Source organism: Acidovorax sp. GW460-11-11-14-LB4, assembly GCF_059423685.1.
This window is the reverse complement of sequence record NZ_JBWKYJ010000070.1, coordinates 1-25009: the sequence shown is the minus strand read 5'-3', so window position 1 is coordinate 25009 and position 25009 is coordinate 1. Positions and strand designations below refer to the sequence as shown.

The 25009-nt window shown below is 62.3% G+C and carries 36 protein-coding genes and 1 pseudogene; 28 read left to right on the top strand and 9 right to left on the bottom strand.

Going from position 1 to position 25009, the window contains the following annotated elements; genetic code table 11:
• The 13 genes from AC07X4_RS19835 to AC07X4_RS19775 all read left to right on the top strand — a co-directional run.
• A partial coding sequence (locus AC07X4_RS19835) for an EF-Tu C-terminal domain-related protein (RefSeq protein WP_198556962.1) occupies positions 1 to 76 on the top strand: 76 nt, incomplete at its 5' end.
• 25 nt (positions 77 to 101) lie between these two features.
• Positions 102 to 413, top strand: coding sequence for a 30S ribosomal protein S10 (gene rpsJ / locus AC07X4_RS19830; protein WP_005796953.1), 312 nt, complete (start codon positions 102 to 104; stop codon positions 411 to 413).
• Between the two features lie 232 nt (positions 414 to 645).
• Entirely contained in the window at positions 646 to 1320 is a 675-nt protein-coding gene (rplC, locus tag AC07X4_RS19825) for a 50S ribosomal protein L3 (RefSeq protein WP_056058913.1), read from the top strand.
• Positions 1320 to 1940 (top strand): 50S ribosomal protein L4, encoded by a 621-nt coding sequence (gene rplD, locus AC07X4_RS19820; RefSeq protein WP_008906425.1) that lies wholly within the window; start codon positions 1320 to 1322, stop codon positions 1938 to 1940. Before rplC ends, rplD begins: the two co-directional genes overlap by 1 nt.
• Positions 1937 to 2251 carry a 50S ribosomal protein L23 gene (gene rplW / locus AC07X4_RS19815; RefSeq protein ID WP_007847815.1) on the top strand — a complete coding sequence of 105 codons (315 nt, stop codon included), beginning with the start codon at positions 1937 to 1939 and terminating at the stop codon, positions 2249 to 2251. The genes rplD and rplW overlap by 4 nt, the downstream gene beginning before the upstream one ends.
• Positions 2252 to 2253: 2 nt before the next feature.
• Complete coding sequence (gene rplB / locus AC07X4_RS19810) at positions 2254 to 3078, top strand: 50S ribosomal protein L2 (protein WP_008906426.1); 825 nt, start codon at positions 2254 to 2256, stop codon at positions 3076 to 3078.
• A 10-nt stretch (positions 3079 to 3088) separates the two neighbouring features.
• Positions 3089 to 3364, top strand: a complete 276-nt coding sequence (gene rpsS, locus AC07X4_RS19805) for a 30S ribosomal protein S19 (RefSeq protein ID WP_010467177.1) — start codon at positions 3089 to 3091, stop codon at positions 3362 to 3364.
• Positions 3365 to 3373: 9 nt separating this feature from the next.
• The gene (gene rplV / locus AC07X4_RS19800; protein WP_007847806.1) at positions 3374 to 3706 is read left to right on the top strand and encodes a 50S ribosomal protein L22; all 333 of its coding nucleotides are present in this window, start codon (positions 3374 to 3376) and stop codon (positions 3704 to 3706) included.
• A gap of 15 nt (positions 3707 to 3721) precedes the next feature.
• The gene (gene rpsC, locus AC07X4_RS19795; protein WP_056058910.1) at positions 3722 to 4603 is read left to right on the top strand and encodes a 30S ribosomal protein S3; all 882 of its coding nucleotides are present in this window, start codon (positions 3722 to 3724) and stop codon (positions 4601 to 4603) included.
• Positions 4604 to 4605: 2 nt separating this feature from the next.
• Positions 4606 to 5022, top strand: a complete 417-nt coding sequence (gene rplP / locus AC07X4_RS19790; protein ID WP_015012190.1) for a 50S ribosomal protein L16 — start codon at positions 4606 to 4608, stop codon at positions 5020 to 5022.
• A gap of 17 nt (positions 5023 to 5039) precedes the next feature.
• Positions 5040 to 5237, top strand: a complete 198-nt coding sequence (gene rpmC / locus AC07X4_RS19785; RefSeq protein WP_015012191.1) for a 50S ribosomal protein L29 — start codon at positions 5040 to 5042, stop codon at positions 5235 to 5237.
• A 9-nt stretch (positions 5238 to 5246) separates the two neighbouring features.
• Positions 5247 to 5516, top strand: a complete 270-nt coding sequence (rpsQ, locus tag AC07X4_RS19780) for a 30S ribosomal protein S17 (RefSeq protein WP_056058906.1) — start codon at positions 5247 to 5249, stop codon at positions 5514 to 5516.
• Between the two features lie 196 nt (positions 5517 to 5712).
• Positions 5713 to 6222 carry a peroxiredoxin gene (locus AC07X4_RS19775; RefSeq protein WP_015012193.1) on the top strand — a complete coding sequence of 170 codons (510 nt, stop codon included), beginning with the start codon at positions 5713 to 5715 and terminating at the stop codon, positions 6220 to 6222.
• Between the two features lie 69 nt (positions 6223 to 6291).
• Here the strand turns inward: AC07X4_RS19775 and AC07X4_RS19770 are convergent, their stop codons facing one another.
• Together AC07X4_RS19770 and AC07X4_RS19765 are read right to left on the bottom strand one after the other, a co-directional pair.
• Positions 6292 to 6783 (bottom strand): GNAT family N-acetyltransferase, encoded by a 492-nt coding sequence (locus AC07X4_RS19770; protein WP_494741035.1) that lies wholly within the window; start codon positions 6781 to 6783, stop codon positions 6292 to 6294.
• Between the two features lie 46 nt (positions 6784 to 6829).
• The gene (locus AC07X4_RS19765) at positions 6830 to 7507 is read right to left on the bottom strand and encodes a cytochrome b/b6 domain-containing protein (protein ID WP_146869797.1); all 678 of its coding nucleotides are present in this window, start codon (positions 7505 to 7507) and stop codon (positions 6830 to 6832) included.
• 172 nt (positions 7508 to 7679) lie between these two features.
• On the opposite strand from AC07X4_RS19765, the gene AC07X4_RS19760 reads away from it, so the two are divergent.
• Positions 7680 to 8135 (top strand): c-type cytochrome, encoded by a 456-nt coding sequence (locus AC07X4_RS19760; protein WP_260665984.1) that lies wholly within the window; start codon positions 7680 to 7682, stop codon positions 8133 to 8135.
• 150 nt (positions 8136 to 8285) lie between these two features.
• Here the strand turns inward: AC07X4_RS19760 and AC07X4_RS19755 are convergent, their stop codons facing one another.
• The gene (locus AC07X4_RS19755) at positions 8286 to 8789 is read right to left on the bottom strand and encodes a TlpA disulfide reductase family protein (protein WP_056058916.1); all 504 of its coding nucleotides are present in this window, start codon (positions 8787 to 8789) and stop codon (positions 8286 to 8288) included.
• A gap of 164 nt (positions 8790 to 8953) precedes the next feature.
• Between AC07X4_RS19755 and AC07X4_RS19750 the strand changes: the two genes are divergently transcribed.
• The 5 genes from AC07X4_RS19750 (at position 8954) to ptsP (ending at position 13336) form a co-directional block, all read left to right on the top strand.
• Positions 8954 to 9487: a hypothetical protein gene (locus tag AC07X4_RS19750; RefSeq protein WP_056744131.1), complete on the top strand. Its 534-nt coding sequence runs from the start codon at positions 8954 to 8956 to the stop codon at positions 9485 to 9487.
• A gap of 2 nt (positions 9488 to 9489) precedes the next feature.
• A complete protein-coding gene (locus tag AC07X4_RS19745) occupies positions 9490 to 10749 on the top strand; it encodes an MFS transporter (protein ID WP_494741036.1) in 1260 nt (419 codons plus the stop codon).
• An 85-nt stretch (positions 10750 to 10834) separates the two neighbouring features.
• Positions 10835 to 11287, top strand: coding sequence for a PTS sugar transporter subunit IIA (locus AC07X4_RS19740; RefSeq protein ID WP_494741034.1), 453 nt, complete (start codon positions 10835 to 10837; stop codon positions 11285 to 11287).
• Positions 11256 to 11525, top strand: coding sequence for an HPr family phosphocarrier protein (locus AC07X4_RS19735; protein ID WP_056058887.1), 270 nt, complete (start codon positions 11256 to 11258; stop codon positions 11523 to 11525). The genes AC07X4_RS19740 and AC07X4_RS19735 overlap by 32 nt, the downstream gene beginning before the upstream one ends.
• A 53-nt stretch (positions 11526 to 11578) precedes the next feature.
• A complete protein-coding gene (gene ptsP, locus AC07X4_RS19730; RefSeq protein ID WP_056058884.1) occupies positions 11579 to 13336 on the top strand; it encodes a phosphoenolpyruvate--protein phosphotransferase in 1758 nt (585 codons plus the stop codon).
• A gap of 106 nt (positions 13337 to 13442) precedes the next feature.
• Here ptsP and AC07X4_RS19725 read toward each other — a convergent pair whose 3' ends face one another.
• The 5 genes from AC07X4_RS19725 to AC07X4_RS19705 form a co-directional block, all read right to left on the bottom strand.
• Entirely contained in the window at positions 13443 to 14276 is an 834-nt protein-coding gene (locus tag AC07X4_RS19725; protein ID WP_056058882.1) for a DMT family transporter, read from the bottom strand.
• A gap of 101 nt (positions 14277 to 14377) precedes the next feature.
• Positions 14378 to 15091, bottom strand: coding sequence for an AraC family transcriptional regulator (locus AC07X4_RS19720; RefSeq protein WP_099731478.1), 714 nt, complete (start codon positions 15089 to 15091; stop codon positions 14378 to 14380).
• Between the two features lie 33 nt (positions 15092 to 15124).
• Positions 15125 to 16105, bottom strand: a complete 981-nt coding sequence (gene lipA / locus AC07X4_RS19715) for a lipoyl synthase (protein ID WP_056058875.1) — start codon at positions 16103 to 16105, stop codon at positions 15125 to 15127.
• 15 nt (positions 16106 to 16120) lie between these two features.
• On the bottom strand, positions 16121 to 16816 hold the full coding sequence (lipB, locus tag AC07X4_RS19710; RefSeq protein WP_056058872.1) for a lipoyl(octanoyl) transferase LipB: 696 nt from the start codon (positions 16814 to 16816) through the stop codon (positions 16121 to 16123).
• Between the two features lie 21 nt (positions 16817 to 16837).
• Positions 16838 to 17155: a YbeD family protein gene (locus tag AC07X4_RS19705; protein ID WP_056058869.1), complete on the bottom strand. Its 318-nt coding sequence runs from the start codon at positions 17153 to 17155 to the stop codon at positions 16838 to 16840.
• Positions 17156 to 17442: 287 nt separating this feature from the next.
• On the opposite strand from AC07X4_RS19705, the gene AC07X4_RS19700 reads away from it, so the two are divergent.
• The 9 genes from AC07X4_RS19700 (at position 17443) to AC07X4_RS19660 (ending at position 24609) form a co-directional block, all read left to right on the top strand.
• Positions 17443 to 17916, top strand: a complete 474-nt coding sequence (locus AC07X4_RS19700) for an ATP synthase subunit I (protein WP_056058866.1) — start codon at positions 17443 to 17445, stop codon at positions 17914 to 17916.
• Between the two features lie 19 nt (positions 17917 to 17935).
• Entirely contained in the window at positions 17936 to 18814 is an 879-nt protein-coding gene (gene atpB / locus AC07X4_RS19695; RefSeq protein WP_010467223.1) for a F0F1 ATP synthase subunit A, read from the top strand.
• Positions 18815 to 18868: 54 nt separating this feature from the next.
• A complete protein-coding gene (atpE, locus tag AC07X4_RS19690) occupies positions 18869 to 19138 on the top strand; it encodes a F0F1 ATP synthase subunit C (protein WP_015012210.1) in 270 nt (89 codons plus the stop codon).
• 34 nt (positions 19139 to 19172) lie between these two features.
• Positions 19173 to 19643 (top strand): F0F1 ATP synthase subunit B, encoded by a 471-nt coding sequence (locus AC07X4_RS19685; RefSeq protein ID WP_056058864.1) that lies wholly within the window; start codon positions 19173 to 19175, stop codon positions 19641 to 19643.
• 10 nt (positions 19644 to 19653) lie between these two features.
• Entirely contained in the window at positions 19654 to 20196 is a 543-nt protein-coding gene (locus tag AC07X4_RS19680) for a F0F1 ATP synthase subunit delta (protein ID WP_056058859.1), read from the top strand.
• A 42-nt stretch (positions 20197 to 20238) separates the two neighbouring features.
• Positions 20239 to 21792, top strand: a complete 1554-nt coding sequence (gene atpA / locus AC07X4_RS19675) for a F0F1 ATP synthase subunit alpha (protein WP_056058856.1) — start codon at positions 20239 to 20241, stop codon at positions 21790 to 21792.
• An 18-nt stretch (positions 21793 to 21810) separates the two neighbouring features.
• On the top strand, positions 21811 to 22677 hold the full coding sequence (gene atpG, locus AC07X4_RS19670) for a F0F1 ATP synthase subunit gamma (RefSeq protein WP_056058853.1): 867 nt from the start codon (positions 21811 to 21813) through the stop codon (positions 22675 to 22677).
• Positions 22678 to 22710: 33 nt separating this feature from the next.
• Complete coding sequence (atpD, locus tag AC07X4_RS19665) at positions 22711 to 24117, top strand: F0F1 ATP synthase subunit beta (RefSeq protein WP_056058846.1); 1407 nt, start codon at positions 22711 to 22713, stop codon at positions 24115 to 24117.
• 75 nt (positions 24118 to 24192) lie between these two features.
• Positions 24193 to 24609: a F0F1 ATP synthase subunit epsilon gene (locus AC07X4_RS19660; RefSeq protein WP_015012216.1), complete on the top strand. Its 417-nt coding sequence runs from the start codon at positions 24193 to 24195 to the stop codon at positions 24607 to 24609.
• 295 nt (positions 24610 to 24904) lie between these two features.
• Here the strand turns inward: AC07X4_RS19660 and AC07X4_RS19655 are convergent.
• Positions 24905 to 25009: pseudogene (locus tag AC07X4_RS19655) on the bottom strand (DUF4148 domain-containing protein); the annotation flags it as partial.

The following is a 25009-nucleotide window of genomic DNA, read 5'->3' as shown; positions in this document are numbered from 1 at the left end:
AGAAGGTCTGCGCTTCGCTATCCGCGAAGGCGGCCGTACCGTGGGCGCTGGCGTCGTGGCCAAGATCATTGCTTAATTCATAAGCAGAAAAGGAACTTGCCATGTCCAAGCAAAAAATCCGCATCCGCCTGAAGGCGTTTGACTACAAGCTGATCGACCAGTCCGCTGCCGAGATCGTTGACACCGCCAAGCGCACCGGCGCTATCGTCAAGGGTCCCGTGCCCCTGCCGACGCGCATGAAGCGTTTCGACATCCTGCGCTCGCCGCACGTCAACAAGACCAGCCGCGACCAGCTCGAAATCCGCACGCACCAGCGTCTGATGGACATCGTGGACCCTACGGACAAGACCGTGGACGCCCTGATGAAGCTCGACCTGCCAGCTGGCGTGGACGTCGAAATCAAGCTGCAGTGATGTAGCAGTAGCTGCTGTGGGACGGGTTCGCCCGTCTTGCAGCAACTGAAATAACGCGAACTTGCTTGAAAAAGCAGTTCGCGTTATACTTTAGGGCTTCGCTCGATTTGCGCCTGTTAAATGGTGTGCATCAGCGGAGTTTTATTAACCTTCTTTCATGCACGCAAGCGAGAGTTTGCGGAAACGCCGTAGCCAATTGAAGTTGCGGCGGTGAGAGTTTTGGAGAAAACCAATGAGTCTGAGCAACTCCCTCGGGTTGCTGGGTCGCAAAGTGGGCATGATGCGTCTGTTCACCGATGATGGGGACGCAGTGCCTGTCACGGTGGTGGATGTGTCCAACAACCGCGTTACCCAGGTCAAAACCCAAGAGAACGATGGCTACGTGGCCCTGCAGGTCACGTTCGGTTCGCGCAAAGCATCGCGCGTGACCAAGCCAGAAGCCGGCCACCTTGCCAAGGCAGGTGTGGAAGCCGGTGAAATCATCCAGGAATTCCGCGTGACCGCAGAAACCGCTGGCAAGTACGCCGCGGGTGCTACGGTTCCTGCCACCGATGTGTTTGCCGTGGGCCAAAAGGTCGACGTGCAAGGCACGTCCATCGGTAAGGGCTACGCCGGTACCATCAAGCGTCACAACATGAGCTCGCAGCGCGCGTCGCACGGTAACAGCCGTTCGCACAACGTGCCTGGCTCGATCGGTATGGCACAAGACCCAGGTCGCGTGTTCCCCGGCAAGCGCATGACGGGCCACCTCGGCGATGTCACCAAGACCACGCAAAACCTCGATGTCATCCGCATCGATGAAGCGCGTCAACTGCTCTTGATCAAGGGCGCTATTCCGGGCTCCAAGGGTGGGTTCGTGACGGTGCGTCCAGCGATCAAGGCCAAAGCCTCCAAAGGAGCGAACTAATGCAGCTCGAACTCCTGAATGACCAAGGCCAAGGCGCATCCAAGCTGGATGTTCCTGAAACCGTGTTCGGTCGTGAATACAACGAAGATCTGGTGCACCAGATCGTGGTGGCCTATCAGGCCAACGCCCGCCAAGGCACTCGCGCCCAGAAGGACCGCGAGCAAGTCCGTCACTCGACCAAGAAGCCTTTCAAGCAAAAGGGTACGGGTAACGCACGTGCAGGTATGACTTCCTCGCCTCTGTGGCGTGGGGGTGGTCGGATTTTCCCGAACATGCCTGACGAAAATTTCACGCAGAAGATCAACAAGAAGATGTACCGCGCTGGTATGTCTGCCATCTTGTCGCAGCTGGCCCGCGAAGGCCGTCTGGCTGTGGTCGATTCGCTGAAGCTTGATTCCCCCAAGACCAAGGTCCTGGCTGACAAGTTCAAGGCGATGAACCTGCAATCGGTGATGGTGATTGCCGACGAAGTGGACGAAAACCTGTACCTGGCCTCGCGCAATCTGGTGAACGTGCTCGTCGTTGAGCCCCGTTACGCCGATCCCGTGTCGCTGGTGCGTTTCAAGAAAGTGCTCGTCACCAAGGGTGCAATCGACAAACTCAAGGAGATGTTCGCATGAGCACACTCAAGTTTGACGAAGGTCGTCTGATGCAAGTGCTGGTCGCTCCCATCGTGTCCGAAAAGGCCACCATGGTTGCCGAGAAGTCCAATGCAGTGACGTTCAAGGTGCTGCAGAACGCTACCAAGCCCGAAATCAAGGCCGCTGTGGAATTGATGTTCAAGGTGGAAGTCAAGGGCGTTTCTGTGGTGAACACCAAAGGCAAGACCAAGCGTTTCGGCAAGACTGTGGGCCGCCGCGACAACGTTCGCAAGGCATACGTCACGCTGCAGCCAGGTCAAGAGCTGAACCTCTCCGGGGAGGCCGCGTAATCATGGCTGTCGTTAAGATGAAACCTACCTCGCCCGGCCAACGTGCCGTGGTGAAGGTCACGCGTGACCACCTGTACAAGGGTGAAGCGTACGCCCCCCTGCTGGAGCCACAATTCCAGAAGGCCGGTCGTAACAACAACGGTCACATCACCACCCGCCACAAGGGCGGTGGTCACAAGCACCACTACCGTGTGGTGGACTTCAAGCGCAACAAGGACGGCATTCCGGCCAAGGTTGAGCGCATTGAGTACGACCCCAACCGTACGGCCCACATCGCTCTGGTGTGCTATGCCGACGGCGAACGTCGCTACATCATCGCTCCCCGCAACCTGGAAGTGGGCGCAACCCTGCTGTCCGGTTCGGAAGCCCCGATCCGCGCTGGCAACACGCTGCCTATCCGCAACATCCCCGTGGGTTCGACCATCCACTGCATCGAGCTCAAGCCCGGTGCCGGTGCTCAGATCGCTCGCTCGGCAGGTGCTTCGGCAACGCTGCTGGCCCGCGAAGGCGTTTACGCTCAAGTGCGTATGCGCTCCGGCGAAGTGCGCAAGATCCACATCGAATGCCGCGCCACCATTGGTGAAGTGGCCAACGAAGAGCACAGCCTGCGCCAACTGGGCAAGGCCGGTGTGAAGCGCTGGATGGGTATTCGTCCTACGGTTCGCGGCGTGGCCATGAACCCTGTGGATCACCCTCACGGTGGTGGCGAAGGCCGCACCGGCGAAGGCCGCCATGCAGTCGATCCTTGGGGCAATCTGACCAAGGGTTATCGCACCCGTAACAACAAGCGCACACAGATCATGATCGTGTCGCGTCGCAAGAAGTAAGGGGTAACAGATGACTCGCTCTCTCAAAAAGGGTCCATTTGTTGACCATCACTTGCTGGCCAAGGTCGAAAAGGCCGTTGCCACCAAGGACAAGAAACCAGTCAAGACCTGGTCGCGTCGCTCCATGGTTCTGCCCGAGTTCATCGGTCTGACCATCGCCGTGCACAACGGCAAGCAACACGTGCCGGTCTATGTCACCGACCAGATGGTGGGCCACAAGCTGGGCGAATTCGCCCTGACGCGCACCTTCAAGGGTCACCCCGCTGACAAAAAAGCGAAGAAGTAAGGAACGACCATGTCTGAAACACGTGCAGTCCTCCGGGGCGTCCGTCTGTCGGTCGACAAGGGCCGTCTGGTCGCCGACCTGATCCGCGGCAAGAAAGTGGACCAGGCTCTGAACATCCTGAACTTCACGCAGAAAAAAGCTGCGGGAATCGTCAAGAAGGTTCTGGAGTCGGCCATCGCCAACGCCGAACACAACGATGGCGCTGACATCGACGAACTGAAGGTCAAGACCATCTACGTCGAACAAGGCACCACGCTCAAGCGCTTCACCGCGCGCGCCAAAGGCCGCGGCAACCGCATCAGCAAGCCCACGTGCCATGTGTACGTGACGGTTGGCAACTAAAGGCTCGGGAAGACTATGGGACAGAAAATCCATCCTACCGGCTTCCGCCTTGCGGTCAGCCGCAACTGGTCCAGCCGTTGGTACGCCAGCAACCGCGACTTCGCGGGCATGCTGGCCGAAGACATCAAGGTGCGTGAGTACCTGAAGGCCAAACTCAAGAACGCGGCTGTGTCGCGCATCCTGATCGAGCGTCCTGCCAAGAACGCCCGTATCACCATTTACTCGGCACGTCCTGGTGTGGTGATCGGCAAGAAGGGCGAAGACATCGAGAACCTGAAGAAGGAACTCGCGTCGCGTCTGGGCGTGCCCGTCGCAGTGAACATCGAAGAAGTGCGCAAGCCTGAAATCGATGCCAAGCTGATCGCCGACAGCATCACGCAACAGCTCGAAAAGCGCATCATGTTCCGCCGTGCCATGAAGCGCGCCATGCAGAACGCCATGCGTCTGGGTGCCCAGGGCATCAAGATCATGTCGTCCGGTCGTCTGAACGGTATCGAAATCGCTCGCTGCGAGTGGTACCGTGAAGGCCGCGTGCCACTTCACACGCTGCGTGCGGACATCGACTACGGTACCTCTGAAGCCAAGACCACCTACGGTGTGATCGGCGTCAAGGTCTGGGTCTACAAGGGTGACACGCTGGGCCGCAATGACCTGCCCGCCGTGGAAACGCCTCGTCCAGACGAAGAGCGCCGCCCACGCGGCCCACGCCGTGATGGCCGCCCAGGTGGCGATCGTCCAGGCGCAGGCCGTGGCCCACGTCGTCCTGTCGGTGGCAACGCCGCTCCGGCCGACGGCAGCGACAAGCCAGCGGAAGCTGGTGGCGCTGATAACACCGCCGTTAAGCGCGTACGCAAAGTCGCCGCGCCCGCTACAGCAGCGGACGGTAAAGGAGAATAAAGATGCTGCAACCTGCTCGCCGTAAATACCGCAAGGAGCAAAAGGGCCGTAACACTGGCGTCGCAACACGGGGTGCCTCCGTTGCGTTCGGTGATTTCGGTCTGAAGTGCACCGATCGTGGCCGTCTGACGGCCCGCCAGATCGAAGCTGCACGCCGTGCGATTTCCCGTCACGTCAAGCGTGGCGGCCGTATCTGGATCCGCGTGTTCCCGGACAAGCCAATCTCTACCAAGCCCGCAGAAGTGCGTATGGGTAACGGTAAGGGCAACCCCGAGTACTACGTGGCCGAAATCCAGCCCGGCAAGATCGTGTTCGAGATCGTCGGCGTGCCCGAAGAACTGGCCCGCGAAGCCTTCCGCCTGGCTGCTGCCAAGCTGCCGCTGCGCACCACGTTCGTCAGCCGTCACCTTGGCGCGTAATTCAGGAGACCATGAAAATGACCAAAGCTACTGAACTGCGCCAAAAAGACGTTGCCGGCATCGAAGCCGAAATCAAGGCACTGCAAAAGGCCCATTTCGGCCTGCGCATGCAAAAGGCTACGCAGCAACTGGGTAACACCAACACGCTGCGCACCACCCGCCGTGATATCGCACGTGCCAAGACCATTCTTGCTGAAAAGCAAGCCGCCAAGTAAGGAGCCCATATGACGGAACCTAAAAAATCCCTCAAGCGCACCTTGATTGGCAAGGTGGTCAGCGACAAGCGTCAAAAGACTGTGACCGTGCTGGTCGAGCGCCGTGTGAAGCACGAGCTCTACGGCAAGATCGTTGCGAAGTCGAGCAAGTACCACGCCCATGATGAAAATGGCGAGTACAAGCTGGGCGACGTGATCGAAATCACCGAGAGCCGTCCGCTCTCCAAGACCAAGAACTGGGTGGCGACCCGCTTGGTGCAAAAGGCCGGCCTGCTGTAAGCAGCTGTCCATGTCCGCTCCGGGGGCGCAAGCCCCTGGGCAGCAAGGCCCTTCAAAACGACCCACAATGTGGGTCGTTTTGCTTTGTGGGCCTCCTTTTTGATGCGAACGGTTCACACCGTGCCCAGGAGGAGCTTTGCATGGCACTGCGTTCTCGGGTTCCAACACCCCATCCCAACATCCCTAGGAGAAAACAATGATCAAAGTCGGTGACACCCTGCCCGCAGCCACGCTGATGGAATATTCCGAAGTCGAGGGCGAAGGCTGCAGCATCGGCCCGAATCCGGTGGCGGTGGACAAGGCGACGGCGGGCAAGACGATTGCCCTGTTTGCATTGCCCGGTGCCTTTACACCCACCTGCTCGGCCAAGCATGTTCCTGGCTATGTGGAGAAGGCCGCCGAGTTCAAGGCGGCCGGCGTGGATGAAATCTGGTGCGTGAGCGTGAACGACGCGTTCGTGATGGGCGCCTGGGCGCGCGACCAGAAGACCGACGGCAAGGTGCGCATGCTGGGCGACGGCAGCGCCGCCTTCGCGCAAGCCACGGGCCTCACTCTGGACCTGACCTCCAAGGGCATGGGCCTGCGCAGCAACCGCTATTCGATGCTCGTGCGCGATGGCAAAGTGGTCACTCTCAACGTCGAAGCACCGGGCAAGTTTGAAGTGAGCGACGCTGACACCCTGCTGGCCCAGGCCAAGGCGGCGTGAGACCCCGCTGATTGCTATTAAATCAATAGCTGCAAGCGCATGTGCACCATGCGCTTGCGCCTCAAATGGTCAAAAAATATCGACCTTGAGGTAATGTGCCCCGGGTATGGGGTTGTGGTAGTAGGGCGGGATTTCTTCGAAGCCCAGGTCGGTGTATAGCGCGCGGGCCGACTCCATATCGTCCAGGGTGTCGAGCAAAACACACGCGTAACCTGCTTGCCGCGCCCGGTCCAGCATGGCTTCGGCCAGCTCGCGACCCAGGCCAAAGCCGCGAAACGCCTTGCGCACATACAGCCGCTTCATTTCGCTGGCGTTGGGGTAGTCGGCGTTATCCAGCGGGCGCAGCGCGCAACAGCCTGCCAAGGCGCCTTCCACTTCGGCGACTAGCAGGGCGCCACGGGGTTCGGCGTAGTCGCCCGGCAGCTGCGCCAGTTCGGACTCAAAGTCCTGAAAGCACAAATCAACGCCCAGCGTGCTGGCGTACTCGCGAAAGATGTCTCTGACCGCATCCCACTCGGCGTGCGAAGAGGGGGTTCTCAGGGAGATGGAGGGCTTGTCCAAAGCGCAAGGCGTGCAAACGAAGGAGCCGCCAGTGTAGCGACTTCGTTCAGAACGCCGGTGCCGCCAGGGACGACACCCACCAGGCCACGCCAGCGCTCAGTGCCAGCACCACCAAGGCGACGATACGGCTCAGGGCATCATCCCGCGAAGGCGCCGCCGCCTCGGGCAGCGTCTTGTCGCCGTCCAGCATGGGGCGAATGAGCTGCTGCTTGCGCACGCGCACATAAAAGATGATGGCCAGCACGTGCAGCGCCACCAGCCCCAGCACCAGGAACTGCCCGATGTCCTTGTGGTAGTTCGTGGCCAGCCCCACGACGGCGTTCGAGACATATTGGGTCAACGGTCCGGCAAAGGCGATCTCGTCGTCGCTCAGCAAACCCGTGCCCACCTGGGCTGCGAGCACGGCCAGCAGCACGAACACCGACAACGCGCCCAGCGGGCTGTGTCCGATGCCGTCCTCCGGGTGCGGCGTGCCACGCAGGTATCGCAGCAACCGCGCTGGCGAGTACAGGAACGCCGAAAAGCGCGACCAGCGGCCGCCTACCAACCCCCAGACCAGCCGGAACACCAGCAGCGCCAGCACCGTGTAGCCCAGGCGGAAATGCCAGACCATGGCATTGCCTCCCACATTGGCGGTGATGACCAGCGCCACGATGCAGACCGCCAGGGCCCAATGAAAAATGCGGGTTGGAAGGTCCCAGATGCGTACGGTGTGCTGCGTCATGGTGGTCAAAGGCGAGGCGCCGAAGTGAGGGATGGATGAGGAGGCATGCGCATTGTGCGACAGGGCGGCCGGACCTGTAACCTCCCAGCCACAGCACAACCGCGCCCAAACCGGCATACTGCGCAGGCTTGGAAGGCACCATTCTGTTCCACCCACGAAAAAGGAAGTTCCGATGAAAGCACTTGCTGCGTTGACCCTGGCGGCTGCGGCCCTGACCCTGTCCGCCCCCGCCTCCGCCCAATTTGCCAAAGCCGAAGACGCCATCAAGTACCGCCAGAGTGCGCTGTTTGTGATGGGCCAGCACTTCGGCCGCCTCGGCGCCATGGCCAACGGCCGCGCGCCGTTCGATGCCAAGGTGGCGCAGGAGAATGCCGACATCGTGGCCCAGATGGCCAAGCTGCCATGGGCAGGCTTTGGTCCCGGCACCGACAAGGGCGCGCCCACCAAGGCACTGCCAGAAATCTGGACCGAGCAGGCCAAGTTCAAGGACCATGCCGAGAAGCTGGAAGCCGAGACCGTGAAACTCGCCGCTGCGGCCAAGACAGGCAACCTGGACAACCTGAAAACCGCCTTTGGTGCCACTGCAGGCACTTGCAAGGCCTGCCACGACAACTTCCGAGCGAAGTGACGCGATCACTGGAGGATCATGTTGCTATGTTTTGCATAGCAATCAAGGCATGATCCACTAGCGCAAAAGGCCAATTTCTTTCGAAATTGGCCTTTTTGATGCCCTGAACGGGCTGTGGTGCATGCGGGGGCGTTGTGTCCGCCCCGCTGCTCAGGTTTCTGCCAGCAGCTTCTCGATCAACTGGTGCAGCTCCGGGAAATTGGGGGCACCCACATAGGTCTTCACGATCTCGCCCCGCTTGTTCACGATGAAGGTGGAGGGCGTCAGGCGCACATCGCCCCAGGCCTTGGCCACGTTGCCGGTGTTGTCGATGGCCACCTGGAAGGGCAGCTTGCGTGTCTCGGCAAAGTTCACCACGTAGCTGGGCGGGTCGTAGCTCATGGCCACGGCCAGGGTGTCAAAACCCTTGCTGTTGTATTTGTTGTAGGTCGCGATGATCTCGGGCATTTCGGCCACGCAGGTGGTGCAGCTCGTGGCCCAGAAGTTGACCAGGGTGACCTTGCCTTTCAGGTCGGCGGTGGATTTGCTGGAGCCATCCAGCAGCACGAAGGTCGATGCAGGCGCTTCGGCGCGGCCTGTGTCCAGGTACACATAGGCGCCCACGGCGGCAAACGCTGCCACCGCCACACCTGCTGCCCAATGCTTGATCGCCATGACTTCACCACCCATCCCAAAAGAAACACGGGGCCTGTGCCCCACCCCACATTGTGCCGGAGTGGCCCGCTCGCCACACCAAGGCTGGACTCGACTTTCCCGCAAAAGTTCGCTGCAGAACGCAGGGCAGAGCCGACATCGGGGACTCTGCCGATAATGCCCCGATGAAATGGACATTGACCGGGGCCGCTGCCCTGCTGATTGCGGGCTGCAGCCCCGCACTGAATTGGCGCACCGTGCCGCTGCCCGAAGCGGACCTGACCATCACCCTGCCGTGCAAGCCCGACCAAGCCACCCGCACGGTGGAGCTGGCCGGTGCACCGGTGGAGCTGTCCATGGTGGGCTGTGACGCCGATGGCGCCACCTTTGCCGTGTCCCATGCCGCGTTGGCAGACCCTGCCCAGGTGGGCGCAGCGCTCACCCATTGGCGGGCTGCCATGCTGGCGCGCCTGGGGGCAGGGGCCGAAGCGGGCGCTAAAGACGTACCCTACGCGCCGCGCGGCACCTTGCCCCTGCCGCAGTCGGTGCGTACCGTGGCACAGGGGCAGCGTCCCGATGGCAGCGCGGTGGTCGCGCAGGCCGTGTGGTTTGCACGCGCGGCAGGGCCGCAGGTGCGGCTGTACCACGCCGTCGTCTACACCGCCAAGCCCCGGCCGGAGGTGGCCGACCAGTTCTTCGCTGGCCTGGCGCTGCCATGACGATGAGCAGCGGCGGCGTGTTGCCACGGCGAGCGGCCGTCATCGTCTTTCTGGCGTTTGCCTTTGCCTACTTTCTGTCGGCGCTGGTGCGTGCTGTCACGGCCACCCTGGCGCCCACGCTGGCCCAGGAGTTCTCGCTGCAGGCGCGGGACCTGGGGCTGCTGGCGGGCGGGTACTTTCTGGGCTTCTCGGCCACGCAGCTGCCGTTGGGGACCTGGCTGGACCGGCATGGCCCCAAGAAGGTCGCACTGGGCTTCCTGGGCGTGGCCGTGGTGGGGAGCCTGGTGTTTTCGGCGGCTACGGGGTTTTCGGGGCTGCTCGCCGGTCGGGTGTTGTGCGGCGCGGGCGTCAGCGCCTGCCTGATGGCACCGCTCACTGGCTACCGCCGGTGGCTGGAGCCGGTGGCGCAGATGCGGGCGAACTCGTGGATGTTGATGACGGGCTCGCTGGGCATGGTGGCCTCCACGCTGCCGGTGCAATGGGCGTTGCCGCTGGTGGGCTGGCGCCCGCTGTTCTGGGGGCTGGCGGTATTGATCGCGTTGTCGATGATCGTGATTGCCCTGTGGGTGCCGGGGTGGGGCCCGGCGGGGCAGGCGAAGACCGAGTCCGGCGCTGCAGAGGCCGTGCCCCAGGGCTATGGCGTGGTGTGGCGGCACCCCTATTTCCAGCGCCTCGCGCCGCTGGGGTTCTTCTGCTATGGCGGCATGGTGGCCATGCAGACGCTGTGGGCCGGGCCGTGGATGCAGCGCGTGGCGGGCTACACCGCCCTGGAGTCGGCGACGGGCCTGTTCTGGATCAACGTGTCCATGTTGTGCACCTTCTGGACCTGGGGCATGGTCAACCCCTGGCTGCTGCGCAAGGGGTTTGGTGCCGACCGGCTGATGGCCATGGGCCTTCCGCTGTGCTCGGTGGTGCTGCTGGGCATCATCCTGGCGGGGCCCCAGGCCGGGGGCGGCGCCTGGGCGTTGTTCTGCGTGTCGTGCACCTTTGTGTCGCTGTCGCAGCCCGCCGTGGCCATGGCGTTTCCGCAGGCGCTGGCAGGGCGGGCACTGTCGGCCTACAACCTCGTGATTTTTGTGGGCGTGTTTGTGGTGCAGTGGGGCATCGGGCTGGCGGTGGACGCCTTTGCAGCCGCGGGGCTGGCCACCGTGCCGGCGTTCCAGGCGGCCATGGCGGTGTACCTGGCATGCAACGCCAGCGCCTACGCATGGTTCCTGCTTCGGGGGCGGCGCCATAATGTGCTGACAACCCCCAAACCATGAACACTTGCGCAACCATTGATGCAACCACCGGCGGCCTCTTCATGACCTGCCCTTCGTTGATACCCGCGTGGCGTAAGTCGTGACCATGAGCCCCACCAGCATCCTCATCATTGCCCACGCCCCACTGGCCCATGCGCTGCGCGAATGCGCGCTGCACGTGTTTGCCGACTGCGGCAGCAGCGTGGCTGCGCTCGACGTGCAGCCCAACCAGCGCCCCGAAGAATCGCTGGCCCAGGCACGCATCATGCTGGACCAGCTGGGCACCGACACCACCCTGGTGCTGACCGATGTGTTCGGCGCCACGCCCTGCAACGTGGCGCAGCGCCTGGTAGACGGCGTGCGCTCGCGCCTGGTGACGGGTGTCAATCTGCCCATGCTGCTGCGCGCCGTGAGTTACCGGGCCGAGCCGCTCGATTCCGTGGTGACCCGCGCCGTGGTGGGTGGTACCCAAGGGGTGATGCAGGTGGCCATTTCCGCGCCGCAGAACCAGAACCGCCGTAACCGACATGATCAAGACCCGTACGACCATCAGCAATAAATTGGGCCTGCACGCCCGCGCATCGGCCAAGCTCACCAAGCTGGCCGGCAGCTTTCCGTGTGACGTTTTCATGAGCAAGGGGGAGCGCCGCATCAACGCCAAGAGCATCATGGGCGTGATGATGCTGGCTGCTGGGCTGGGCTCTGAAGTGGAGCTGGAAACCAACGGCGACCGCGAACAGGAGGCCATGGACGCCCTGCTGGCACTCATTGCCGACAAATTTGGCGAAGGTGAATAAGCCTGCCCATCTCGCCCGTGTCCTGACCCCGTCGAACCTTTGATCACACCACCATGACCTTCTCCGTCCACGGCCTCGCAGTTGCACGCGGCATTGCCATTGGCCGGGCCGTGCTGGTGGCGTCCAGCCGGGTGGATGTGGCGCACTACTTTGTCGAGCCCTCCCAGGTCGAGGGCGAGATCGAGCGGGTACGCCAGGGCCGCAACGCCGTGGTCGAGGAGCTGCAGCGCCTGCAGACCGACATGCCCGCCGACGCGCCGCACGAGCTGACCGCGTTGCTGGATGTGCACCTGATGCTGCTGCAGGACGAAGCTCTCACGGGCGGCGTCAAACACTGGATCACCGAGCGCCTGTACAACGCCGAGTGGGCGCTCACCACCCAGCTTGAGGTGATTGCGCGCCAGTTCGACGAGATGGAGGACGAGTACCTGCGCGAGCGCAAGGCGGACCTGGAGCAGGTGGTTGAGCGCATCCTGCGCTACATGAAAGGCGTGGCCAGCCCGGTGGCACCACCGGCCAGCAGCCCGCGTCGCAAGACACAGCAAGATTTGCTGCTGGACGACACGGTGGATGTGCCCCTGGTGCTGGTGGCGCACGACCTCTCGCCCGCCGACATGCTGCAGTTCAAGCAAAGCGTGTTCGCGGGCTTTGTGACGGACGTGGGCGGCAAGACCAGCCACACGGCCATCGTCGCGCGCAGCATGGACATCCCCGCCGTGGTGGGCGCGCGTGCCGCCAGCCAGCTGGTGCGCCAGGACGATTGGGTCATCATCGACGGCGATGCGGGCGTGGTCATTGTCGATCCCTCGCCCATCATCCTGGCCGAATACGGATTTCGCCAGCGCCAGGTCGAACTGGAGCGCGAACGCCTAGCGCGCCTGCGCCACACGCCTGCCATCACCATCGACGGCCACAAGATCGAGCTGCTGGCCAACATCGAGCAGCCCGGCGACGCCGCCGCCGCCGTGCGCGCAGGCGCCGTGGGCGTGGGCCTGTTCCGCAGCGAATTTCTGTTCATGGGCAAAAGCGGCAACCTGCCCGGCGAGGACGAGCAGTACCGCGCCTACTGCGAGGCCATTGACGGCATGCAGGGGCTGCCCGTCACCATCCGCACCATCGACGTGGGCGCGGACAAGCCTCTGGACAACAAGGCCCACAAGGACAGCTACCTGAACCCGGCCCTGGGCCTGCGCGCCATCCGCTGGAGCCTGGCCGACCCGGCCATGTTCCGCACCCAGCTGCGTGCTGTGCTGCGTGCGGCGGCCCATGGCAAGGTCAACCTGCTGTTCCCCATGCTGGCGCACACGCACGAAATCCAGCAGACGCTCGCCCAGGTGGACCTCGCCCGGGGTGAGCTCGATGCACGTGGCGAGCCCTACGGTCCGGTGCAGCTGGGCGCAATGATCGAGGTGCCCGCCGCGGCACTCATGGTGCGCACCTTCCTCAAGTACTTCGACTTCTTGTCCATCGGCACCAACGACCTGATCCAGTACACCCTGGCCATCGACCGCGCCGACGAGGCCGTGGCCCACCTGTACGACCCGCTGCACCCTGCCGTGCTGCGCTTGGTGGGCGACGTGATTGCCGAGGGGGAGCGCCAAGGCAAGAGCGTGTGTGTGTGCGGCGAAACGGCGGGCGATGTGACCATGACGCGGCTGCTGTTGGGCCTGGGGCTGCGCAGCTTCTCCATGCACCCCGCGCAGATCCTGGCTGTGAAGCAGGAGGTGCTGCGCGCTGACACGCGCAAGCTCGCACCCTGGGCGCAGCAGGTGCTGGCGGGCGATGAACCTGCTGTGCTGCTGACCGCTTGACGGGCGGAGGACCTGACCGCCTGAGGGGGGGCAGTCACTTCAAAATTAATAGCTGCCCGAGCATATTTTTCTAGCGCTTCCAGCCAATTTCGCTGAAATTACTGCGTCAGCGTGCCCGCATCCCCATCACGGCTGCGCTGATGATCATGGCCGTGGCCAGCGCAATGCTCCAGGTGAATGCGCGGCCGCTCACCAGGATCAGCAGCGCGGTGGACGCCAGTGGCGTGATGTAGCTCAGGATGCCGATGTGCCGGGCGTCCCCCAGCTTGAGCGCCTTGTCCCACATAAAAAACGACGCCCCCAGCGGCCCCAGGCCCAGCACCGCGAGCAGCCCCCAGTCGCGCGGCTGCAGTGCCGCCGCAGGCTCAAGCGCCACATGGCACAGCAGCGAAAGCACGCCGGACACCAGCCCGAACAGGCCAATGGCCGTGGTCGGGAACGCTGCCACGCGCTTGGTCATGAGCGAATACGTGGCCCAGATGAAAGCCGCTGCCAGCGCGGGCAGGTAGCCCCAGGCCAGCGTGCCGCTCAACTCGCGCCCGCCGGCAATGGCAATGGCCGCGCCGCCAAAACCCAGCAGCGCCGCCAGCACATGTGGCAAGCGCAGCGCCACACCGGGCAGCACCACCGGCGAGAGCACCACGATGAACAGCGGCCACAGGTAGTTGACGAGGTTGGCCTCCACCGGCGGGGCATGGCGCAGCGCGATGAACAGCAGGAAGTGGTACGCAAACAGGCCGTACACGCCCAACGCCAGCGTGCGCAGCGGGATGCGCCACTGTGCAGGGTCACGCAGCACAAACGGCCAGGCCGGCACGCTGCCGATGATGAGCGCAACGCCTGTGAGCAGGAAGGGCGGAATGTGGGTGAGGGACACCCCCAGGGAAGCGAGAGAGGCCCACAGCGCAATGGCGCCCAGGGCATAGAGGTTGGCTTGCATGGCGCCGAGCTTACGCGCGCCCGCTGTGGTGAGTCGTCGCGCAACACCGGTGAGTCGTCGCGCGCCAAGGTTTTGGCCTGGTTGCCAGCCGTCGCCGGCCGTTATGTGTGCTGCTCAGCCCGGCGCAATGCGGCAGTCAAAGCCGAGGGCGAGCGGTAGCCCGTGCGCAGCGCCACCTCGGCCACCGCCATGCCCGTGCTGCGCAGCACCCGGGCCTGCGCCAGGCGCAAGCCGCGCAGCCAGGCCATGGCGCCCATGCCCTGGTCGTCCCGGCATCGGGCAGAAAACTGGCTGGGGCTCAGATGCACCTGCGCCGCCAGGTCGGCCACGGTCAGTTCGCGGTGCCATTGCTGCGCCGCCCATTGCTGCAGGGCGGGCCAGTTGATGGTGCGGCCGCGCGTGGGGACGGGCGTGGAACAGTCGGAATGGGTGCTGTCGAGCCACGCCTCCAGCAAGAGCGCAGGGCCGTAGGTTTGTGCCAGCGGGCGGTCTTGTTGCAGTGCGCTCGCCAGATAGTGCGCCAGTGGCAGTGCATCGGCGGGTGGTTTGGTCGAGCGTCGTTGGCCGGTACAGCGCGCCCAGTCGGGGTGTGCGCTGTCCAGCACCAGGCACAGGCTGCCACGGGACGATTCAAAGTCGTGCCGATCTCCCGGGGCAATCACGCAGCCGCCGCCGGGTACCACGCGCACGCCACGGCCCGCCACCTCCAGGTCCAGCGCTCCGGAGAGTCCCAGCAGAATCTGGAAATGGTCATGGCTGTGGCTGCCCGGTGATGCGCCGTAGCGGCGCAGCGAGAGCAGACCATTCGGGCCCATGGGTGACCTGCGACCGGGCCGGGTGGACAGGGCTTACACGCCAGCGGCGTGCGCCTGTTGGTCCGCGTGGTAGCTGGAGCGCACCATGGCGCCAACTGCCGCATGGCTGAAGCCCATCTTGTACGCCTCTTCCTCGAACATCTTGAAGGTGTCGGGGTGCACGTAGCGGCGCACGGGCAGATGGCTGTTGCTGGGTGCCAGGTACTGGCCGATGGTCAGCATGTCGATGTTGTGCGCGCGCATGTCACGCATGACCTGCAGGATCTCTTCGTCCGTCTCGCCCAGGCCGACCATGATGCCGCTCTTGGTGGGCACGTTGGGATGCAAGGCCTTGAACTTCTTGAGCAGGTTCAGGCTGAACTGGTAGTCCGAACCGGGGCGCGCTTCCTTGTACAGGCGGGGCGCGGTTTCCAGGTTGTGGTTCATCACGTCGGGCGGCGCGGCTTTCAGGATTTCGAGCGCGCGGTCATCACGGCCGCGGAAGTCGGGCACCAGGATCTCGATTTGGGTCTGGGGCGACAGCTCGCGGATGTTCTGGATGCATTCCACAAAGTGGCCGCTGCCGCCGTCGCGCAGGTCGTCGCGGTCCACGCTGGTAATCACCACGTATTTGAGCTTGAGTGCGGCAATGGTCTTGGCCAGGTTCAGCGGCTCATCCTTGTCGAGCGGGTCGGGGCGGCCATGGCCCACGTCGCAGAACGGGCAACGGCGCGTGCACTTGTCACCCATGATCATGAAGGTGGCCGTGCCTTTGCCAAAGCATTCACCGATGTTGGGGCACGAAGCTTCTTCGCACACCGTGTGCAGCTTGTGTTCGCGCAGTATTTCCTTGATTTCGTAGAAACGCGTGGTGGGGCTGCCCGCCTTCACGCGGATCCACTCGGGCTTCTTGAGCACTTCGCCCTGCTCCACCTTGATCGGAATGCGCGACAGCTTGGCCGCAGCCTTTTGCTTGGCCAGCGGGTTGTAGGCTTCGGTGGATTGCGCTTCGCGGACGACTTCAGGGGTGCTCATGGCTGTAGGCAGAGTTCAGGGCGCCAACCGGATGCTGAGCTGCTGGCCCAGCACCTGCGCGGCTTCTTCCCAGGTGGTGTGGACCCCGATTGTAGAAAGGTCCACCGTTTTCAATCCTGCGTAACCGCAAGGGTTGATGCGGCCGTAGGGCTCCAGGTCCATGTTCACGTTCAGCGCCACGCCGTGGTAGGTGCAGTGGCGGCTGACCTTGATGCCGAGCGCCGCGATCTTGCCCAGGCCTTCGAAGTCGGGCGTGGGCGCCTCCGAGCCCGCTCGTTTTTGGGGGCGTTGGGGCAGCATGGCGTGGCTGCGCGGGTCATCCAGGCGCACATAAATGCCGGGTGCGCCGGCAACCCGGTGGCCCGTGACGCCGAAGCGCGCCAGCGCACGGATCACGGACTCTTCGACGCGATAAACGTATTCCTTGACGAAATAGCCTGCGCGTTGCAGGTCGATCAGCGGGTACGCGACCACCTGGCCCGGTCCGTGGAAGGTGACCTGCCCACCCCGGTTGGTGGCGATGACGGGGATCTCGCCTGGGTCAAGCACATGATCGCTTTTGCCTGCAATGCCTTGGGTGTAAAGCGGCGGGTGCTCACAAATCCAAAGCGTATCCGGGTCAGAGGGCGTACGTGTGGTCGTGTAGTCCTGCATGGCCTGCACAGTGCTGGCGTAGTCCACACGGCCCAGCAGGCGGATGTCAATCGTCATGGCGCAACTTGAAGGGGGCGGCTACAGCACCACTTTCACCAGCGGATGCGATGACAGCGCACGGTACAGGTCGTCCAGCTGCTCGCGGCTGGTCGCCGTGATGGTGATGGTTACTCCGAGGTAATTGCCTGCGCGGCTGTCCCGCAGTTCAATGGTGGCGGCGTCGAAGGTGGGGTCAAACTGGCGGGCCAGTTCGGTCACCGCGTGCACGAACCCATCCACCTTGGCGCCCATGACCTTGATCGGGAACTTGGAGGGGTATTCGATCAGCGAGTCTTTGCGTGGATCTGTTGCCTGCGTATCGAGGCCGTTGGCGGGCGGCGGATTGGAGGATGTCATGGTGGATCGCGGTGGTAGGGATGCTGCAGTTTCAATAGCTAGGCATGCACTGTCATTGTGCGTCACGGGCTGATGAGGGTGTCTGAATTGTGTGTTTGGCGTGCGCCAGATCGGTGCATTGCGCGAGTTTTTTGGAGCGCAAAAGCCGTTGGCGCATCACCACAACAGAGCAGGCGCACACGAAGCCCACAGGCACGTTTGCGGGTTTTTGTCTGGTGCCATGGGTTTTTACTTATAATTAGAGGCTTTGTAAAAGTTGCGGTCTGTAACGCGGGCGTCATTCATCAATGAAAACAATCCCGCCAGAGACTGAAACTGAGGCTGAAGAATCTGACTTCAAGCCCCTGACGGCCCAAGAGGCGCAGCAGTGGCGCAGTCGCCATCCGCCCCTCTCGGTGTGGAAGGTGGTGGCAGGTCAGGCGCTGGTCGGAATGCTGGTGGCCCTGGTGGCCTGGGTTCTGACGGGCAGGGCGGTGGTGGGTTGGTCTGCAGCCTACGGTGCCCTGGCAGTGGTGGCTCCGGCTGCACTGTTTGCCCGCGGTGTGTTGCGCCACAAGGCGTCATCCAATCCGCGGGCTGCCATGGTGGGGTTCTTTGGGTGGGAAATCGCCAAGATCATGTTGACGGTGGCGCTGCTGGCGGCGGCACCTCGGCTGGTGCCGGGCTTGAGCTGGATTGCCTTGCTGATTGGCATGGTGGTCGCAATGAAAACGTACTGGGTGGCACTGTTGGTGCGGCCTGGTGTCCGAAAAACCGATTGATAGAGAGAAGAGTTGTCCGATGGCCGCAGAAGCGCACGCTCCGACTGCAAGTGAATACATCGTTCACCACCTGCAGCATCTTCAAAACGTCAACCAGACCAAGATCGTTGATTTCACTGTCATCAACTATGACTCGATCATCGTCGGTTTGGTTCTGGGGGCTCTCACCCTTTTGATTCTGTGGTCAGCTGCCCGTAAGGCAACCTCTGGTGTGCCTGGACGCTTCCAGGCAGCGGTCGAGATGCTGGTCGAGATGGTGGACAACCAGGCCAAGGCGAACATTCACAACGCTGAAAGCCGCAAGTTCATTGCGCCCCTGGGTCTGACGGTGTTCGTCTGGATCTTCTTGATGAACTTCATGGACATGCTGCCTGTGGACCTGCTGCCCGCCATCTGGGCGCAAATCTATGGCGCCGCCGGCCACGATCCTCACCACGCCTATCTGCGTGTCGTGCCCACGGCTGACCTGTCTACCACGCTGGGCCTCGCTTTTGCCATCCTGATCCTGCGCTTCTGGTACAGCGTCAAGATCAAGGGTGCTGGCGGCTGGGCACACGAACTGGTGTCGGCCCCTTTCGGCACCAGCAAGAATCCTATCTTCGCCCTGATCCTGGGCGTGGTGAATCTGCTCATGCAGATCATTGAATATGTCGCCAACACCGTGTCCCACGGCATGCGGTTGTTTGGCAACATGTACGCTGGCGAGCTGGTGTTCATGCTTATCGCCCTCATGGGTGGTGCTGCGGCCCTGTCGCTGTCGGGTGTGCTGCTGCCTGTGGGCCACGTCATCGCTGGCACCATCTGGACGCTGTTCCACATTTTGGTGATCTCGCTGCAAGCGTTCATTTTCATGATGCTGGCGCTGATCTACCTCGGTCAGGCGCACAACGCGCACTAAGTTTCCCTTTCGTTTTTTCTTTCCTTAACTTTTCTTTTTAACTCAGGAGTCATCATGGAAAACATTCTCGGTCTCGTCGCTCTGGCTTGTGGTCTGATCGTTGGTCTGGGCGCTATCGGCGCTTCCATCGGCATCGCCCTGATGGGTGGCAAGTTCCTCGAATCGTCGGCACGTCAGCCTGAACTGATCAACGAACTGCAAACCAAGATGTTCATCTTGGCTGGTCTGATCGACGCTGCGTTCCTGATCGGCGTGGCTATCGCTCTGCTGTTCGCTTTCGCCAACCCCTTCGTTTCCACGCTCTTGGCCAACCTGCCCAAGTAATTCCCGTTCAACGCCACTTTAGAAAGGTGTTGCCGTGAGTATCAATGCGACCCTGTTCGTTCAGGCCATCGTCTTCCTGATCCTCGTGTGGTTCACGATGAAATTCGTGTGGCCCCCGATCGCGAAGGCGCTGGATGAGCGAGCCCAGAAAATCGCCGATGGCCTCGCAGCTGCCGACCGTGCCAAATCCGAACTGACCGCTGCCAACCAGCGCGTCGAGAAGGAGCTGTCACAGGCGCGCAACGAGACGGCCTCGCGTCTTGCGGACGCCGACCGTCGTGCCCAGGCCATCATCGAAGAAGCCAAGGCCCGCGCCACAGAGGAAGGCAACAAGATTGTTGCTGCTGCCCGCGCTGAAGCCGAGCAGCAGACGGTCCAAGCCCGCGAAGCCCTGCGTGAGCAGGTGGCAGCGTTGGCCGTCAAGGGTGCCGAGCAGATTCTCCGCAAGGAAGTCAATGCTGGCGTCCATGCCGACCTGCTCAACCGCCTGAAGACCGAGCTGTAAGGGGACACACATGGCTGAACTCGCCACCATTGCCCGCCCTTACGCCGATGCCTTGTTCAAGGCTGCCACTGCGGGCGCGGGCGTCGATCTGGGCAGCACCGCTGCCTGGATGGACGAACTGGCGGCGATTGCCGCCAACCCCCAGCTGCGTCAGTTGGCGGACAACCCCAAGGTGACGGCAGACCAGGTGTTCGCTGTATTCACCGGGGTCGCCCGCTCGGCCCTGCCGGATATGGCCAAAAATTTCCTGCGCACAGTCATCGACAACGGACGCATTGATGCGCTCCCGGAAGTGGCTGCGCAGTTTCGTGCCCTCGTGAATCGTCGCAACGGATCTTCGGATGCCGTGGTGTACAGCGCATTTCCGATGGACAGTGCTGCACTGTCTGAGGTCAGCGCAGCGCTGGAAAAGCGCTTCGGCCGCAAGCTCAACCTCGCTGTGAAGCTGGATGAGTCCCTGATCGGTGGTATTCGCGTAGTGGTGGGTGACGAGGTGCTGGACACTTCGGTCAAGGCCCGTCTTGAACAAATGAAAGCGGCCCTCATCGCGTAATGCGCGGAGAGGACAGCGAACCAAAGAAAGAAGGAAAGAGTCATGCAACTCAATCCCGCAGAAATTTCTGAACTCATCAAGAGCCGCATCGAAGGTCTGGCCGCCAGCAGCGATATCCGCAACCAGGGTACCGTGGTGTCCGTGTCCGACGGTATCGTGCGCGTTCATGGCCTGTCGGACGTGATGCAGGGCGAAATGCTCGAGTTCCCCGCGACCAAGGACGGCCAGCCCTCCTACGGTCTGGCGCTGAACCTTGAGCGCGACTCCGTCGGCGCCGTGATTCTGGGCGAGTACGAGCATATCTCCGAAGGCGACACCGTGAAGTGCACGGGCCGTATTCTGGAAGTGCCCGTCGGCCCCGAACTGATCGGACGCGTGGTGAATGCCCTGGGCCAGCCGATCGACGGCAAGGGTCCCATCAACGCCAAGCTCACCGACGTGATCGAAAAGGTCGCTCCTGGTGTGATCGCCCGTAAATCGGTGGACCAGCCTCTGCAGACCGGCCTGAAGTCCATCGACTCGATGGTGCCCGTGGGCCGTGGCCAGCGCGAGCTGATCATTGGTGACCGCCAGACTGGCAAGACGGCCGTCGCCATCGACGCCATCATTGCCCAGAAGGGTCAGGGCGTTACCTGTATCTACGTCGCTATTGGTCAGAAGGCTTCTTCGATCAAGAACGTGGTGCGCGCTCTGGAACAAGCCGGCGCCATGGAGTACACGATTGTGGTGGCCGCATCGGCTTCCGAATCGGCCGCCATGCAGTACGTGTCGGCCTACTCGGGCTGCACGATGGGCGAGTACTTCCGCGACCGCGGTGAAGACGCGCTGATCGTGTATGACGATCTGTCCAAGCAAGCCGTTGCCTACCGCCAAGTGTCCCTGCTGCTCCGCCGCCCACCAGGCCGTGAAGCCTATCCTGGCGACGTGTTCTATCTCCACAGCCGTTTGCTCGAACGCGCAGCCCGCGTGAACGCCGACTACGTCGAAGCCTTCACCAAGGGTGAAGTCAAGGGCAAGACCGGATCGTTGACGGCACTGCCCATCATCGAGACGCAAGCTGGCGACGTGTCCGCTTTCGTGCCTACCAACGTGATTTCGATCACCGACGGTCAGATATTCCTGGAAACCAGCCTGTTCAACGCCGGTATCCGCCCCGCTATCAACGCCGGTATCTCGGTGTCGCGCGTCGGCGGTGCAGCCCAGACCAAGCTGGTGAAGAACCTGTCCGGTGGTATCCGTACCGACTTGGCCCAGTACCGTGAACTGGCTGCGTTTGCGCAGTTTGCCTCCGATCTGGACGAAGCCACCCGCAAGCAGCTGGACCGCGGTGCCCGCGTGACCGAGCTGCTCAAGCAGGCACAGTACAGCCCGCTGCCCATCTCGCTGATGGCTTCCACGCTGTTCGCTGTGAACAAGGGCTTCATGGACGACATCGACGTCAAGAAGGTGCTCGACTTCGAACACGGCCTGCACCAGTTCCTGAAGACCAGCCACGCCGCTTTGCTGGCCAAGCTGGAGCAGGCCAAGGCCATGGACAAGGACGCAGAAGCCGAATTGACCGCAGCGATCGCCGCGTTCAAGAAGTCGTTCGCTTAAACCGGACGAGGAGCCATCATGGCAGCAGGCAAGGAAATACGCGGCAAGATCAAATCGGTGGAAAACACCAAGAAGATCACCAAAGCCATGGAAATGGTGGCCGCATCCAAAATGCGCAAGGCGCAGGACCGGATGCGGGCTGCCCGCCCATACAGCGAGAAGATCCGCAACATTGCAGCCAACCTCGGCAAGGCCAACCCAGAGTACGTGCATCCGTTCATGAAAGTGAACGATGCCAAGACCGCTGGCGTCATCGTTATCACCACAGACAAGGGTCTGTGTGGCGGCATGAACACCAACGTGTTGCGTGCCGTGACGACCAAGCTGCGTGAACTGCAAGGCGCGGGCGTCTCGACCGAAGCCGTGGCGATTGGCAACAAGGGCCTGGGTTTCCTGAACCGTGTGGGCGCCAAGGTGGTTTCGCACGTGACAGGTCTGGGCGACACCCCCCACCTGGACAAGCTGATTGGCCCGGTGAAGGTGCTGCTCGATGCATACGCAGAAGGCAAGATCAACGCGGTGTACCTGAGCTACACCAAGTTCATCAACACCATGAAGCAGGAATCGGTGGTGGAGCAGTTGCTCCCCCTGTCCTCCGAGCAGATGCAGGCTGAGAAGACGGAACACGGCTGGGACTATATCTATGAGCCCGATGCGCAAAGCGTCATCGACGAGCTGCTGGTCCGTTATGTCGAGTCCCTGATCTACCAGGCGGTTGCGGAAAACATGGCGTCCGAGCAGTCGGCGCGCATGGTGGCCATGAAGGCTGCCACTGACAACGCCGGCAGCGTCATTGGCGAGTTGAAGCTGGTCTACAACAAGACGCGCCAGGCAGCGATCACGAAAGAACTTTCGGAAATCGTGGCTGGCGCCGCTGCTGTGTAAGCAGCTCAACAAACTACTTTATTGGAGCGAAAAATGGCTCAAGTGCAAGGCAAGATTGTTCAATGTATCGGCGCTGTGGTGGACGTGGAGTTCCCCCGCGACCAGATGCCCAAGATTTATGACGCCCTGAAGCTCGAAGGCTCGTCGCTGACGCTGGAAGTGCAACAGCAGCTGGGCGACGGCGTGGTGCGTACCATTGCCCTGGGTTCGTCCGACGGCCTGCGTCGCGGCATCATGGTGTCCAACACCGGCAACCCCATCACCGTGCCTGTGGGCAAGGCGACGCTGGGCCGCATCATGGACGTGCTGGGCACGCCCATCGACGAACGCGGTCCGGTCAGCCAGGACCTGACGGCCTCCATCCACCGCAAGGCCCCTGCGTACGACGAACTGTCGCCATCGCAAGAGCTGCTGGAAACCGGCATCAAGGTGATCGACCTGGTGTGCCCGTTCGCCAAGGGCGGCAAGGTGGGTCTGTTCGGCGGCGCTGGCGTGGGCAAGACCGTGAACATGATGGAACTCATCAACAACATCGCCAAGGCCCACAGTGGTCTGTCGGTGTTCGCTGGTGTGGGCGAGCGTACCCGTGAAGGGAACGACTTCTATCACGAAATGGCCGATTCCGGCGTGGTGAACCTCGAGAAGCTCGAAGACTCGAAGGTCGCCATGGTGTACGGCCAGATGAATGAGCCCCCAGGCAACCGTCTGCGCGTGGCCCTGACCGGCCTGACCATCGCGGAATCCTTCCGTGACGAAGGCCGTGACGTGCTGTTCTTCGTGGACAACATCTACCGCTACACGCTGGCCGGTACCGAAGTGTCCGCTCTGCTGGGCCGTATGCCCTCCGCCGTGGGCTACCAGCCTACGCTGGCCGAAGAAATGGGCCGCCTGCAAGAGCGTATTACGTCCACCAAGGTCGGTTCGATCACTTCCATCCAGGCCGTGTATGTGCCAGCGGATGACTTGACCGACCCATCGCCTGCCACGACGTTTGCTCACTTGGACTCCACCGTGGTGTTGTCGCGTGACATCGCTTCGCTGGGTATCTACCCCGCTGTGGATCCTCTGGACTCCACCAGCCGCCAGCTGGACCCGAACGTGGTGGGCGAAGACCACTACACCACGGCCCGCGCCGTGCAAGGTACGCTGCAACGCTACAAGGAACTGCGCGACATCATCGCCATCCTGGGCATGGACGAACTGGCTCCTGAAGACAAGCTGGCCGTGGCCCGCGCTCGCAAGATCCAGCGTTTCCTGTCGCAGCCTTTCCACGTGGCCGAAGTGTTCACGGGTTCGCCAGGCAAGTACGTTCCCCTGTCGGAAACCATCCGCGGTTTCAAGATGATCGTGAACGGCGAGTGCGACCACCTGCCAGAGCAAGCGTTCTACATGGTGGGCACCATTGACGAAGCCTTCGAAAAGGCCAAGAAGGTGGCCTGATGAGCCGTCGGCCGGGCAGCCAATGGCAGCGCGGCCTTCAGCAATCAAGCAACCCACCTTTTCCTAGGAGCAATGATGAACACCATCCACGTTGATGTGGTCAGTGCCGAAGAGTCCATCTTCTCCGGTGAAGCGCGTTTTGTCGCTCTGCCCGGCGAAGCTGGCGAACTGGGTATCTACCCCCGCCACACCCCGCTGATCACCCGCATCAAGCCGGGCTCGGTGCGCATCGAAATGGCTGACGGTGGCGAAGAGTTCGTTTTCGTGGCCGGTGGCATTCTGGAAGTGCAACCCAACTGCGTGACCGTGCTGTCCGACACCGCCATCCGTGGCAAGGACCTGGACGACGAGAAGGCCAACGCAGCCAAGTCTGCAGCCGAAGAAGCGCTCAAGAACGCCAAGAGCGACATCGATCTGGCCAAGGCCCAGTCCGAACTGGCTGTTATGGCAGCCCAGATTGCGGCACTGCGCAAGTTCCGCCAGAAGAAGTAAGCTTTTGCGAGCACCCCTGTGCGGCAAAAAAACCCGGCAATGCCGGGTTTTTTTATTTCTGCGCTGTGTGGATGCCCTCCAGCATTGGCCTTGCCATGATGCATATGCTCCCCCCAGCCGTGGATTGCCATGAGTTCCGTTTGATGTGGATGGTCGGTGACTTTTAGCGCTGCTCCGAAACGAAACGGCTGCCCGCCAGACTAAAAAAGGCCGGGGCCCCTCACAGGGGGCCCCGGCCTTTTGCATTGGCAATTTTCACAAAGCCCTCATGCAGTCTGCATGGGGCCTCTGGCAATTACATCGCGTTGCCGATTTCGCCCGAAGAGATCTGGCCGGTGCGCAGGGCTTCAGCAGCCTGGGCACGCACAGCAGCGCGGTCAGCGGTGGACTTGTAGGTCAC